This window comes from Microbacterium sp. NPDC055910 (assembly GCF_042271185.1).
Lineage (GTDB): Bacteria > Actinomycetota > Actinomycetes > Actinomycetales > Microbacteriaceae > Microbacterium.
In genome coordinates this window covers 1-14419 of sequence record NZ_JBHJZS010000018.1, presented here as the reverse complement: position 1 = coordinate 14419, position 14419 = coordinate 1, and the positions used below count along the sequence as shown (strand labels likewise).

Here is a 14419-nt window from a genome sequence, read left to right as displayed (position 1 = left end):
ACTGCCGCCAGCTGCTCTCGTCGGCTATGTGCGTCGGACTTCGCGCCGAACTCGGAGGTTCGCGCGTAACTCGGAGCTACGTGCGTAACTCGGAGCTTCGCGCGTAACTCGGAGCTTCGCGCGTAACTCGGAGCTTCGCGCGATGCTCGGACCCGATGCGGCCGAGTCTCCGTACCTCGCACTGCCTTCCGTACTTTGCGCTGCCTTCCGAGGTTCGGAGTTTGGCGCGGGGTTCGGGGTTACGCGCGGGGTTCGGACTCGATGCGGCCAAGCCTCCGTACCTCGCGCGACTCTCCGAAGTTCGGGCCCGCACTCAGCGCCACGTGCGTCGCGCGTCGCACCGAGAGGCCACCCAGCGCCACGCGCGTCGCGCTGCCTTCCGAGGTTCGGAATTTGGCGCGGGGTTCGGGGTTTCGCGCGGGGTTCGGACCCGATGCCGCCTGGCCTCCGTACTTCGCGCGACTCTCCGAAGTTCGGGCCGCACCCGGCGCCACGCGCGTCGCGTCAGCGGGGGATCAGCCGCCGAGGATCGCCTCGACGGGGCCGCGTGCGAAGTACACCAGGAAGCCGGCCGCGACGATCCACAGCAGCGGGCTGATCTGCTTGGCCTTGCCCGAGAGCGATCGCACGATGACCCAGCCGACGAAGCCCGCGCCGATGCCGTTCGCGATCGAGTAGGTCAGCGGCATGACGGTCACGGCGAGGAAAACCGGCAGGAGCACCGAGAACTCCGAGAAGTCGATGAAGCGGATCTGCGACATCATCAGCGCGCCGACGATGACGAGCGCGGCCGAGGCGACCTCGGTCGGCACGATCGACACGAGCGGGGTCAGGAACATCGCGACGAGGAAGAGCACGCCCGTGACGACGTTCGCGAAGCCCGTGCGGGCACCTTCGCCGATGCCGGCACCGGATTCGATGAACACCGTGTTCGACGAACTCGACGTGAGGCCACCCGCGACGGCGCCGATGCCCTCGACGACGAGCGCCGACTTGATGCGCGGGAAGTCGCCCTTCGCATCGGCGAGGTTCGCCTCTTTGGACAGCCCCGTCATCGTGCCCATGGCGTCGAAGAAGTTCGTGAACACGAGGGTGAAGACGAGCATGAGGGCCGCGAGCACGCCGATGCGCTCGAACGAGCCGGCGAACGCGTCGAACCCGACCTGTCCGAGCAGCGACAGGTCGGGCATGCTGACGATGGCCCCCGGCAGCTCGGGGACCGACAGGCTCCAGCCGCCCGGGTTGACGCCGTCGTCGCCGAACATGGGGCCGATCTTCCAGATCGCCTCGACGATGACGGCGACGACGGTGCCCGTGACGAGCCCGATCAGGATGCCGCCCTTCACCCTGCGTGCGACGAGGATGCCGGTCAGCAGCAGTGTGATGACGAAGATGAGCGTCGGCACGGTCGTGACCGACCCGTCGACACCCAGGCCGACAGGCGGCGACGACGTGCCGGTCGCCGTGACGAATCCGGCGTTGACGAAGCCGATGAAGGCGATGAACAGGCCGATCCCGACCGTGATCGCGAGCTTCAGCTGGATCGGCACGGCATCGAAGATCATGCGGCGCAGTCCCGTCGCCGCCAGCAGCACGATGATCAGGCCGTTGATGACGACGAGTCCCATCGCCTCGGCCCATGTCACCTGCCCGACGACCGACACCGCGAGGAACGAGTTGATGCCGAGCCCGGCCGCGAACGCGAACGGCAGACGCGTGACGAGACCGAACAGGATCGTCATGACGCCCGCCGTCAGGGCCGTCGTCGCGGCGACCTGCGTGAATCCGAGTTCGTCCCCCACGACGTCCGGCGAACCGGACAGGATGATCGGGTTCAGGATCACGATGTACGCCATCGCGACGAACGTCACGACGCCGCCGCGGATCTCGGCTCCGAGCGTCGAGCGACGCTTCGTGATCTCGAAGAACCGGTCGAAACCGTTCTTCGGAGTCGAGTCCGTGATTTCGGGCGCGGACGAGGGGGCTGATGTCATGTCGGGGACCTCCTCGGACAAGATATCGGCACTCGCACGACAACCGCATATCCGGATGCCGCGGCGGGCGTGCCGACCGAACGCACAGGGCTGCCGTAGGTAGGGTCGACAGCGCATGCATCGCCTCATCGTCGTCATCCTCGCCGCCGTCGACGCCCTCATCGCGGTCGCCGTCGGCCTCGCCGTCCTCCTTGCTTCGCTGACCCTCCTGTGGGCCGTCGGAATCGGGACGGGGGCCGACTGGGGCGCGCTCTGGCCCGCGAGCGCGACGATCTGGCAGCTCGGTCACGCCGTGCCCGTCGACGTGCTCCTGGCCGACGACTACCTCGCCGAGACGGGCATCGACGCCGCGGCCGCCGCGTTCACGATCTCGCTCGCCCCGCTCGCCTTCACGGCGTTCACCGCCATCTTCGCCGCGCGCTCAGGGCGCCGGGCCTCGCAGGCGGGCGCGTGGATCACCGGTGTCGCGACGGGGATCATCGTCTTCGTCGCCGCCGCCGTGCTCATCGCCCTGACGGGTCATCTCGCGCTCGCCGAGGTCGAGACGTGGCAGGCCGTGCTCTTCCCCTCGCTCGTCTTCATCGTGCCCGCGCTTCTCGGCGCCCTCGTGACGGAGTGGAGCGAAGCCGGCGACGGCGTCGTGGCGCGGCTGCGCGACCGCGTCGAGATGCTCTCGGACGGCTGGAGCGAGGTGCCCGGCTCGATCGCGCGCGGCACGGCGATCGTGTGCACGGGCCTGGTCGGGCTCGGCGCCCTCGCCACGGCCGTCGCCGTGGCGCTGGGCGGGGGCGAGATCGTCGCGCTCTTCGAGGCGTCGCACGTCGACGCGTTCGGCGCGACCGTCATGATGCTCGCCCAGCTGGCGTACCTGCCCACTCTCATCGTGTGGGCGATGTCGTTCGTGGCCGGTCCCGGTTTCTCGGTCGGGATGGACACCGTCGTGGGCCCCGCCGGCACGCAGGCCGGAATCCTGCCCGGCATCCCCGTGCTCGGCGCCGTTCCCGAATCCACGACGACGTGGCTGCTGCTGCTCGCGCTGCTGCCGGTCGGCCTCGGTGCGTTCGCGGGCTGGATCGCCCGCTCCCGGCTCGCGGCGGCAGGGGCAGCCCGGCGACCCGACGACGCACACGACCCGCTCGGGGCGAGACTCGTCGTCGCGGCGGGCATCGCGGTCGGCGCGGCCGCGATCGCCGCACTGCTCGCCACGCTGGCATCGGGCTCGATCGGCCCCGGCACACTCGCGTACGCCGGTCCCGAACCGGGTCCGCTCGCGCTGGCGATCGGGCTCGAGACGGCGCTGGGCGCCGGCATCCTGCTGCTCTCGCCCCGACCCCGTCTGCCGCGGAGCCGAACCGGCGAACCCGACACCGTTCGTGGACCCGCGCGTGCGGAGGATCAGGCGTATCGCGAGGCGATGTTCGCCGACGACCCTTCGGCGGGCTCAGGGACCGGGGGCGACCCTTCGGCGGGCTCAGGGACCGGGGGCGGCTCAGGGACCGCGAGCGGCTCAGGGGCCGCGGCAGGCTCAGGGGCCGAAGGTGAGGCAGGGGGCGGGGGTGCGGAGGAATCCGTGACCGAGCCGCTGGACCGGCTGCCCGAACGACCGCCGGTAGACTGACGGCGTGCTCACGGTCGCCGTCCTCATCTCGGGCACGGGGTCCAACCTGCGTGCGCTGCTCGATGCCGCCGCCGAACCCGGTTTCCCCGCCTCGATCGTCGCCGTCGGCGCCGATCGCGAAGCAGCGGGGTTCGCACATGCCGAGCAGTACGGCATCCCGACCTTCCTCGTGCCCTGGGAGAGCTACGACACACGCGAAGCGTGGGGAGCAGCGCTCGGCGAGCAGCTGTCGATCTGGAAGCCCGATCTCATCGTGCTGAGCGGTCTCATGCGGCTGCTGCCCGCCTCGCTCGTCGACGCGTGGGAGCCGCGCATCCTCAACACCCACCCCGCGCACCTGCCCGAGTTCCCCGGTGCGCACGGCGTGCGCGATGCGCTGGCCGCCGGAGTCGCGCAGACCGGCGCGAGCGTCATCGTCGTCGACACGGGCATCGACACCGGACCGATCCTCGCGCAGGAGCGCGTTCCCGTCCTCGACGGCGACGATGAGCACGCGCTCCACGAACGCATCAAGCCCGTCGAACGGCGGCTGCTCATCGACGTCGTGCGCCGCATCGCTGCGGGCGACCTCGATCTCGCCGCCGTGCGGCGCACCGCCGAATCCACCCCCTGACGACCACCGAGGAGTCCCCATGGCCGGCCCGAGCCACGATCCCGCTCTCTACCGCGAACGCGACGTCGTGCCGATCCGTCGCGCCCTCATCTCCGTGAGCGACAAGACGGGGCTGCTCGAACTCGCCGAGGCGCTCTCGTCGGCGGGAGTCGAGATGGTCTCGACGGGCGGCTCCGCCTCGCTCATCCGCGACGCGGGCTACGCCGTGACCGACGTGTCGGCCATCACGGGGTTCCCCGAGTCGCTCGACGGCCGGGTGAAGACCCTCCACCCCGGCGTGCACGCGGGCCTCCTCGCCGACATGCGCCTCGAGGACCACGAGCGCCAGCTCGACGAGCTCGACATCGCCCCGTTCGAGCTCGTCGTGGTCAATCTGTACCCGTTCGTCGAGACCGTCGCCTCGGGTGCGTCGGCGGTCGACGTGGTCGAGCAGATCGACATCGGAGGCCCCGCCATGGTGCGGGCATCCGCCAAGAACTTCGCCAATGTCGCCATCGTCGTCTCACCCGAGTCGTACCCCGCGGTCATCGAGGCCGCCGGGGCGGCGGGGACCACCCTCGCGCATCGCCGCGACCTCGCGGCGCGCGCCTTCGCGCACACCGCCGCCTATGACCGCGCCGTCGCGCAGTGGTTCGCCGAGGCGACCCTCGCCGACGAGGAGACCCTGCCGCAGCACCTCACGATCAAGGCCGAACGCCTCGCGTCGCTGCGCTACGGCGAGAACTCGCACCAGCGCGCCGCGATCTACACGCGTGTCGGCGGGCACGGGATCGCGCAGGCGACGCAGCTGCAGGGCAAGGAGATGTCCTACAACAACTATGTCGACGCGGATGCCGCCCTGCGGGCCGCGTTCGACATGGTCAAGCCGGCCGTCGCGATCATCAAGCACGCGAACCCGTGCGGAATCGCGATCGCGGCGCCCCAGGCGCTCGACCCCATCGCGAGCGCCCACCTGCGTGCGCATGAATGCGACCCCGTGTCCGCGTTCGGCGGGGTCATCGCGGCCAACCGCACGGTCACGCTGAAGATGGCCGAGAACCTGCGCGACATCTTCACCGAGGTCATCATCGCGCCCGACTTCGAGCCCGAGGCGCTCGAGGTGTTCCGGCTCAAGAAGAACCTGCGCGTGCTGCAGCTGCCCGCCGACTGGCAGCAGGAGCGCATGGATGTGCGGCTCGTCTCGGGAGGATTGCTGCTGCAGGACGCCGACCGGTTCCCCGACGACATCGACTCGGTCGCCGCGAACTGGGAGCTCGTCTCGGGCGAGCGGCCCGACGACGAGGAGATGACCAACCTCATCTTCGCCTGGAAGGCGTGCCGCGCCGTGAAGTCGAACGCCATCGTGCTGGCGAAGAACTCCGCGACGGTGGGCATCGGGATGGGCCAGGTGAACCGTGTCGACTCGTGCCGTCTCGCGGTCGAACGCGCCGGCGACCGCGCAGCCGGTTCGGTGGCGGCATCCGATGCCTTCTTCCCGTTCGCCGATGGGCCCCAGGTTCTCATCGACGCCGGGATCAGCACGATCGTGCAGCCCGGGGGATCGGTGCGCGATGAAGAGGTCGTCGACGCGGCACGGGCAGCCGGAGTCACGATGTTCTTCACGGGGGAGCGCCACTTCTTCCACTGAGTCGCGGACCGGACCATCGTGTCCGATTTCCGCGAGCCGGGTGTCCGGGAGCGTGTCAGGCTAGGGGTGTGAGCATCCCGGCCATGACGTTCGACGAACGGTATCGCGCGATCGATTCGCGCGATGCGCGGTTCGACGGCCAGTTCGTCACGGCCGTGCGCTCGACCGGGATCTACTGCCGGCCGAGCTGTCCCGCGCGCACACCGAAACCCGAGAACGTGACGTTCTACCCGACCAGCGCGGCCGCGCACGAAGCGGGATATCGGGCGTGCAAGCGGTGCCTTCCCGAGGCGGCGCCGGGCTCGCCGCGATGGGATCTGCGCGGCGACGTTGCGGGCCGCGCGATGCGGCTCATCGCCGACGGCGTCGTGGAACGCGAGGGCGTGCCGGGCCTCGCGCATCGGCTCGGCTATTCGCCGCGCCACCTGACCCGGCTCCTGGCGGCCGAGCTCGGCGCCGGACCCCTCGCCCTCAGTCGCGCGCATCGCGCGCAGACGGCGCGGATGCTCCTCGTCGGCACCGATATGCCGGCATCCGATGTCGCCCTCTCCGCGGGCTTTGCGAGCGTGCGGCAGTTCAACGACACGATCCGCGAAGTGTTCGGGATGCCGCCGCTCGCTCTGCGTGCGCGGCGGCGCTCCCTTCGACAAGCTCAGGGAGCGGTGGGACAAGCTCAGGGAGCGCGGGGACGAGCTCAGGGAGCGGGGGCGCGGCCCGAGGGGATGGGGACGGACGAGGGTTCCGCTTCGGACGTGCTCGGGGTCATCGAGCTCGTGCTGCCGCACCGCGGGGAACTCGACGCGCCGGGGCTCTTCTCCTGGATGGCCGCCCGTGCCGTCGACGGCGTCGAGGTGGCGACGGCGACGTCGTTCGGCCGCGCGGTGCGCCTCGCGGGCGGGCCGGCGTGGTTCGAGCTGGACATCGACGGTGCGGGGCGTGTGCGGCTGCGCGCGCGGCTGACGCAGCTGTCCGATCTGCCGTCGCTCGTGGCCCGCGCGCGTCGGCTGTTCGACCTCGACGCCGACCCGGTCGCCGTCGACGAGGCGCTCGCGCGGCATCCGGAACTGTCATCGCTGGTCGCGGGTCTTCCCGGCATCCGCGTGCCCGGTGCCGCCGACCCGCACGAGATGCTCGTGCGCGCCATGATCGGCCAGCAGATCTCGGTCGCCGCGGCCCGTACCGTGCTGTCGCGGCTGACCGCCGAGATCGGCGACCCGATCGACGGCGTCGGGCCGGCGACGCGTCTGTTCCCCACGATGGCCGCGATCGCCGAGCACGGGGCCGATGTGCTGCGCGGACCGGCGTCGCGCATCCGGGCCGTGACGACCGCGGCGGCCGCCCTCGCCGACGGATCGCTCACACTCACGGCGGGTGACGACGCCGGCGAACAGCGCGCCGCGCTGCTCGCCATGCCGGGCATCGGGCCGTGGACCGCCGACTACGTGCGCATGAGGGTGCTCGGCGACCCCGACGTCTTCCTGCCGGGCGACGTCGCCGTGCGAGCGGGCGCCGCCGCGACCGGCCTCCCCTCCGATGCGCCGGCGCTCACGGCCTGGGCCGCCCGCGCCGCGCCGTGGCGCAGCTACCTCACGGCGCACCTGTGGCGTGCTGTTCCACCCCGCCCCGTGCGATCTGCAGGACGCACGAGCCGGAACAGGGCGACAGGGCCGATCGAGACGACATCCGTCACACCCGATCCTGCACATCGCACGGAAGGACCCCGCTCATGACGACGATGCAGACCCTGGAGACCCCCGACGGCCCCTTCACGCTGCTCGCCGACGACGACGGCCGGGTGCTCGCCTCCGGATGGACGGCCGTGTCCGCGCAGATCCTCGACCGACTGCGCCCGTCCGCCCGCCCCGCGTCGTTCGGCACGGGCCGCACAGCGGCGGGGGAAGCCGTCGTCGCCTACTACGACGGCGACCTCGCCGCCGTGGACACCGTCGAGGTGCGGCAGCACGGCACGCCGATGCAGCAGGCGGGATGGAAGGCGCTGCGCGCCATCGCGCCCGGTCGTCCGCTCACCTACGCGGAATTCGCCCGCGTGCTCGGCTCTGCAGGCGCCGTCCGCGCCGCGGCATCCATCTGCGCCCGAAACGCACCGGCGCTGTTCGTGCCCTGTCACCGCGTGCTGCGCACGGGCGGCGCCATGGGCGGGTTCGCGTGGGGCGTCGACGTCAAGCGGGCGCTGCTCGACCGCGAAGCGAGCTTGCAGCAGTGAACACCCCGTTCTAAGCTGGTGGGCTGTCTCGTTCGCGGCACCACCCCTGAGGAACATGACCATCACCGCTGATCCCCGACGGTCGGACCTGTCCACCGCGAAGGCGCTCGCGCGGCTCGTGCCGTTCGCCCGGCCCGTGCTCCCTCGCCTCGTGCTGGGCGCCGTCAGCGCGCTCATCGCGAGCCTGCTGGCCCTCGCGATCCCGCTCGTGCTCGAGGTCGTCGTCGAGGGTCCCATCTCGACAGGTGACATCACCCAGATCATCTGGGGTGCCGCGGCCATCCTCGCGCTCGGTCTGTTCGAAGCCCTCATGGTCTGGGCGCGACGCTGGTTCGTGCTGGCGCCCGCGACGCAGGTCGAGTACGACCTGCGCACGGGCTTCTACGAGCGTCTGCAGCGTCTGCCGGTCTCGTTCCACGACCGCTGGCAGTCCGGCCAGCTGCTGAGCCGCATGATGCAGGACATCAGCATGCTGCGACGCTGGCTCGCGTTCGGCCTCGTGCTGCTCGTCGTCAACGCCATCACGATCGTCGTGGGCATCGTGCTGCTGTTCCGCTGGCACTGGATCCTCGGCGTCATCTTCATCGTCTGCTCGGCCCCGCTCTGGTATGCCGGGTACCGGTTCGAGAAGACCTACGGCACGCTCACGCGGCAGAGCCAAGACCAGGCCGGAGATCTCGCGACCTCGGTCGAAGAGAGCGTGCACGGCATCCGCGTGCTGAAGGCCTTCGGCCGGGGAAAGCACGCGCTCGTGAAATTCACGCGGCAGGCCGAGAGCCTGCGCGAGACCGAGATGAGCAAGGCGCGGTCCGTCGGCTGGATCTGGTTCTGGCTCGTGCTGCTGCCCGATATCGCGTTCGCCCTGTGCCTGGGGGCGGGCATCTACCTGACGCAGCTCGGCGAGCTGCAGGTCGCCGAGCTCTTCGCGTTCTTCGCGATGGCGACCGTGCTGCGCTGGCCGATGGAGTCCGTCGGCTTCCTCTTCTCGTTCCTGCTCGACGCGCGCACCGCCACCGATCGCATCTTCGAGGTGTTCGACGAGCCGAATCCGATCGTCGATCCGGCTGCGCCCGTCGCGATCGCCGAGCCGCGGGGCGAGCTCGCCTTCGAGGGTGCGCACTTCCGGTATCAGGATGCCGCAGCCCACGAGCGCGACCTGCTCGACGGCATCGATCTCGTGCTGCGCCCCGGCGAGACGATGGCCCTCGTCGGGCTCACGGGGTCAGGCAAGACGACCCTCACGACCCTGCCCGCGCGCCTGTATGACGTGACGGCGGGGCGCGTGACCCTCGACGGGATCGACGTGCGCGACCTCAGCCTGGTCGACCTGCGGCGGAGCATCGGCATGGCCTTCGAAGACGCGACGCTGTTCTCGCAGTCGGTGCGCGACAACGTGCTGCTCGGACGCGAAGACCTCGCACCCGGGTCGCCCGAGGCCGAGCGCGTCCTGCGCGAAGCGCTCGGGGTGGCGCAGGCCGGCTTCGTCGAGGACCTTCCCGACGGCGTCGACACGGTCGTCGGCGAAGAGGGGCTGTCCCTCTCGGGCGGGCAGCGCCAGCGACTCGCGCTCGCGCGTGCCGTCGCGGCACGGCCCGCCGTGCTGGTTCTGGACGATCCCCTCTCGGCGCTCGATGTCGACACCGAGGCGCTCGTCGAAGACGCGCTGCGCGAGATCATGCACGACACGACGACTCTCGTGGTCGCGCACCGCCCCTCGACCGTCATGCTCGCCGACCGGGTCGCCCTGCTCGAGGCGGGCCGCATCACCGCCGTCGGGACCCACTCCGACCTGCTGCGTGCGAACGACCATTACCGCCACGTCATCTCGAGCCTCGAAGACGAACAGACGCAGCTGCGCGAGCTCAGGTTCGAACCGTACGGCTCGGGCCAGGAACCGGAGGCGAACGCGTGAGCACCGTCGTCGGAACGAGCGGCGAAGACCGCTCCGATTACACGCGCGAAGAGAGCCGCGCTGTGCGCCGCCGCTCGCTGCGCCTGCTCGGTTCGCTCGTGCTGCCCGTGCGCGGACAGCTCGTGCTCGCGGCGGTCGTGCTGGTCATCTCGACCGCGCTGCGCGTCGCGGGTCCCGCCCTCATCGCGGTCGGGGTCGACAGCGCCCTGCCCGCCGCCGTCGACCGGATGGACTGGATGCCGACGGTCCTCGTCGTGCTCGTGTACCTCGTCACCGCGATCGGCGGTGCGGCGCTCATCGGCTGGTACGTCGTCGTGACGGCACGGCTGACGCAGGCGATCATGCTGGATCTGCGCAAGCGGATTTTCCTGCACACGCAGAAGCTCAGCCTCGAGTTCCACGAGTCGTACACGTCGGGCCGCATCATCTCCCGGCAGACGAGCGACCTCGACACGATCCGCGAACTGCTCGACGGCGGGCTCAACGAGCTCGTCTCGGGCATCCTGTACGGTGCCTTCACACTCGTCATGCTGCTCATCTGGGACTGGCAGTCCGGGCTGATCCTGGTCGTCATGGGCATTCCGCTGTATCTCCTGATGCGCTGGTTCTACCTGCGCTCGCAGCGGGTCTATCGCCAGTCGCGCGTCATCAGCGCGAAGGTCATCGTGAAGTTCGTCGAGACGATGACCGGCATCCGCGCCGTCAAGGCGTTCCGCAAAGAGGTGCGCAACGACGACGAGTTCGGCGAGCTGTCCGGCGACTATCGCGAGATCAACATGCGCTCGATCCGCCTCTTCGGCACCTTCGAGCCGGCGCTCATGGCGGTGGCATCCGTCACGCTCGCCGTCGTCGTCGCGTGGGGCGGGTTCCGCATCGTCGACGGCACCCTCCTCGTCGGCACGCTGCTGGCAGCCGTGCTGTACGTGCGCAACTTCTTCGCGCCGCTGCAGGAGGTGGCGTTCTTCCTCAACTCCTACCAGTCGGCCACGGCGGCCCTCGAGAAGGTCTCCGGCGTGCTCGAAGAGGAGCCGACGGTCCCCGACCCGACGCAGCCGGTCGACCTGTGGGAGTCGCGCGGCCACGTGCGGTTCGACGACGTCGTGTTCGGGTATTCCGGTGAGCGCACCATCCTCCCCGGCTTCTCGCTCGACATCCCGGGCGGGCAGACGGTCGCCCTGGTCGGCACGACGGGCGCGGGCAAGTCCACGCTCGCCAAGCTCGTCTCGCGGTTCTACGATCCGACGCGCGGACGCGTCACGCTCGACGGGGTGGACCTGCGCTCGCTGCATCCGAAGGACCTGCGCCGGGCGATCGTCATGGTCACGCAGGAGGCGTACCTCTTCAGCGGCACCGTCGCCGACAACATCGCACTCGGAAAGCCCGACGCGACGCTCGACGAGATCCGGGCGGCGGCCCGCGCGGTCGGCGCGGACGCCTTCATCGAGAAGCTGCCCGACGGCTATGCGACCGACGTCAACAAGCGCGGGGGACGGGTGTCGGCCGGACAGCGCCAGCTCATCTCGTTCGCCCGCGCGTTCCTCGCCGACCCCGCCGTGCTGATCCTCGACGAGGCCACCGCGTCGCTCGACATCCCCTCGGAGCGGATGATCCAGGACGCCCTGCAGACGCTCCTCGCCGATCGCACCGCGATCATCATCGCGCACCGCTTGTCGACCGTCGCGATCGCCGACCGCGTGCTCGTCATGGAGCACGGCCGCATCATCGAAGACGGCACCCCCGATGACCTCATCGCGGGCACGGGCAAGTTCGCGCAGCTGCACGCCGCGTGGCGCGAATCCCTCGTCTGAGAGCGGATGCCGCGACCCGGCCGTCGCGCGTGAACCTCGGCATCCGACAAACGTCGCGCGGGTGCTGTCAGACGCGAGACGCGCGCACCGTGATTCGGCTGGACCTGCTCCCTAGGCTCTCACCCGTGAGTCGACCGCTCCGACGAAGGTGTCATGCCATGGCGCGTGCGGGTCACAGCCCATTCGAGCCGAAAGTGGAGACCATGACCAGTACCCGAACTGCGGTCGCTCCGAGGCGGCGCTGGGGGGCGATGCTCACCGCATCGACCCTGGCGGCGTCCCTCGTGGCCCTCGCGCCCCCCGCCGTCGCCCTGGCGGCCGAGTCCGAGGTGGGCTCATCGACCGTCGTGCCCATGCAGATCACCGGTGATGATGCAGAGCGCTTCTCGCTGGTGATCATGGGTGACGGCTACACCGCCGACGAGCAGCAGAAGTTCTACGACGAGGTCGAGGTGCACCTCGAGACGATGTGGAGCATCGAGCCCTTCAAGAGCTACCGCAACCACTTCAACGTCTACGCGATCGGCATCGTCTCGGGCGAGTCGGGCATCAGCTGCGACCGCACCCTCGACGCCCCGCGCCGCAACACGCCGCTCGGCATGTCGTTCTGGGGCGGATGCCGCGCCTCGAGCGTCGAGCGCCTCATCACGATGAACAACTCGGCGGCGCAGCGGTACGCCGCGCAGGCGCCGAAGGTCGACCAGATCCTCGCGCTCGCCAACAGCGACACCTACGGCGGCGCGGGCGGCGCCTACGCGACGGCCAGCGGTGGGAACCCGCTGTCGGCGCTCATCTCGCCCCACGAGATCGCCCACTCGCTCGGTGGTCTGCAGGACGAGTACGACTACTACACGCGCGGCATCACGACCGGTGACTACACCGGCCGCGAGCCGAGCTCGGCGCACCACACGCTCCAGACGGCCGAGCAGATGGCCGAGCAGAAGACGAAGTGGTGGCGCTGGCTCGGCGAGGAGAGCGAGTCGGGTGGCATCATCGACGTCTACGAGGGCGGCATGTACTACTCGACGGGCATCTACCGTCCCAGCCAGCACTCGATGATGAAGTCGCTGGGCTACCAGATGGACCAGGTCAGCCGCGAGATCATGACCGAGAAGGTCGCCGGCCGCGCGCCGCTCGTGCCCGCGTCCACCTCCACCGACGCCGCCGTCGCGCCCAACCAGGTGCTGTATGTCGAGACGTCCCACCCGGTCTACCACGAGAACGACGTCACCTGGGCGGTCAACGGCGAAGCGGTCGACAACCCCGCGAACCTGCGCACGCTCGACCTCGGCAAGCTCGGCGTGAAGGCCGGCGACACCGTGACGGCGACCGTCGTCGACAACACCGAGTTCATCCGCGACCCCGCGATCCGCGCCAAGTCGTCGATGACGCAGACGCGCACCTGGACCGTGGGCTCGGGCACCGCCAACGGCGGCACGGTCCGCCCCGGCATCACCGAGGCGTTCCCGACGTTCAAGCCCGCCGGTGCGGACGACATCCTGTACGTCAACACGACGCACCGCACCGACCGCGCGTTCGACATCACGTGGCGCGTCGACGGCGAGGTCGTCGCGACGCCCGCCGGCAAGAACACGTTCGACCTGGGCGCGCTCAACCTGAGCGGTGCGCACGAGGTCTCGGCGACCGTCTCCGACCCGGGCAACTCCGGTGCCGGACGCGTCGTGCAGGAGTGGGACGTCGACGCATCGGGCCCGACGGTCGAGGCGACCGTGACGGCTCCGATCTCGACCACGACCGGCGCCAACGGCGAGCCGCACTACATCGTGAACGAGTCGTTCGGGATGAAGCTCGTCGCGACCGACGACCGCGAGGGTGCGCTCATCTCGGAGTTCCGCCTGAACGGCGACGGCTGGCACAACTACTACGGTTCGCCGACCAACCCCGAGGACCCGTTCGTCTTCACGCCCACCGGCACGAACGTCGACGACCTCATCTACGGCAGCCTCGGTTCGGCCGGCATGTCGCACTCGCCGTTCCAGGAGACCGAGCCGGGCTACGGCACGCACCGTGTCGAGTACCGCGCGACCGACGCGTCGGGCAACATCGGCCCCGTGAAGGCGTTCACCGTCACGGTTCTCGGTGGCGATGACGCCGACAACCGTCAGGTCATCACGACCGAGGTCACCGGCGGCGCCCTGTCGCTCGCGATCGCGAGCGACGAGCCCGTCGTGCTCGACGGTGTCGCGCTGAACGGTGCGGACCAGACGGCGACCGGTGCTCTGCACGACGTCGCGGTCCGCGACTCGCGCGGTACCGCTGCGGGCTGGGACCTGACCGGCGAGGTGTCGGACTTCACGAGCGGCTCCGGCCTCATCGTGGCGGAGAACCTCGGCTGGGCGCCGCGCGCGGAGGCCGTCGAAGGCGACCTGCCGCAGGCCCCCGGCCAGTCGAGCAAGGTCACGCCCGGAAACGTCGCCGTCCCCGGTTCGGGCATCGGCGTTCCCTCCACGCTCTGCGAGTCGCCCGCGGGCAACAGCGCAGGTGCGTTCGTCTGTGGCGCCGACCTCACCCTCGGCGTCCCCGGGTCGACGCGTGCCGGCACCTACGCCGGTGTGCTGACGCTCACGCTCATCTGAGCGGATCCCCCCAACGGACGGGCCCC

Annotated in this window: 9 protein-coding genes; 8 read left to right on the top strand and 1 reads right to left on the bottom strand. The window is 70.3% G+C overall.

Features of this window, described 5'->3' with window-relative positions; genetic code table 11:
- Positions 1-515 precede the first annotated feature (515 nt).
- On the bottom strand, positions 516-1994 hold the full coding sequence (locus ACFC3F_RS09260; RefSeq protein WP_376128770.1) for an NCS2 family permease: 1479 nt from the start codon (positions 1992-1994) through the stop codon (positions 516-518).
- Positions 1995-2109: 115 nt separating this feature from the next.
- Between ACFC3F_RS09260 and ACFC3F_RS09255 the strand changes: the two genes are divergently transcribed.
- The 8 genes from ACFC3F_RS09255 (at position 2110) to ACFC3F_RS09220 (ending at position 14393) form a co-directional block, all read left to right on the top strand.
- Positions 2110-3612, top strand: a complete 1503-nt coding sequence (locus ACFC3F_RS09255; protein ID WP_376128768.1) for a DUF6350 family protein — start codon at positions 2110-2112, stop codon at positions 3610-3612.
- A gap of 4 nt (positions 3613-3616) precedes the next feature.
- Positions 3617-4225 carry a phosphoribosylglycinamide formyltransferase gene (purN, locus tag ACFC3F_RS09250; protein ID WP_376128767.1) on the top strand — a complete coding sequence of 203 codons (609 nt, stop codon included), beginning with the start codon at positions 3617-3619 and terminating at the stop codon, positions 4223-4225.
- Between the two features lie 19 nt (positions 4226-4244).
- A complete protein-coding gene (gene purH / locus ACFC3F_RS09245) occupies positions 4245-5852 on the top strand; it encodes a bifunctional phosphoribosylaminoimidazolecarboxamide formyltransferase/IMP cyclohydrolase (protein WP_376128765.1) in 1608 nt (535 codons plus the stop codon).
- A gap of 83 nt (positions 5853-5935) precedes the next feature.
- Positions 5936-7582, top strand: coding sequence for an Ada metal-binding domain-containing protein (locus ACFC3F_RS09240; protein WP_376128763.1), 1647 nt, complete (start codon positions 5936-5938; stop codon positions 7580-7582).
- A complete protein-coding gene (locus tag ACFC3F_RS09235) occupies positions 7579-8076 on the top strand; it encodes a methylated-DNA--[protein]-cysteine S-methyltransferase (RefSeq protein ID WP_376128761.1) in 498 nt (165 codons plus the stop codon). The genes ACFC3F_RS09240 and ACFC3F_RS09235 overlap by 4 nt, the downstream gene beginning before the upstream one ends.
- Before the next feature lie 55 nt (positions 8077-8131).
- A complete protein-coding gene (locus ACFC3F_RS09230; RefSeq protein ID WP_376128759.1) occupies positions 8132-9988 on the top strand; it encodes an ABC transporter ATP-binding protein in 1857 nt (618 codons plus the stop codon).
- Positions 9985-11796, top strand: a complete 1812-nt coding sequence (locus ACFC3F_RS09225) for an ABC transporter ATP-binding protein (RefSeq protein WP_376128757.1) — start codon at positions 9985-9987, stop codon at positions 11794-11796. The genes ACFC3F_RS09230 and ACFC3F_RS09225 overlap by 4 nt, the downstream gene beginning before the upstream one ends.
- Before the next feature lie 203 nt (positions 11797-11999).
- Complete coding sequence (locus ACFC3F_RS09220) at positions 12000-14393, top strand: M64 family metallopeptidase (RefSeq protein WP_376128756.1); 2394 nt, start codon at positions 12000-12002, stop codon at positions 14391-14393.
- The last annotated feature ends 26 nt before the right edge of the window (positions 14394-14419 follow it).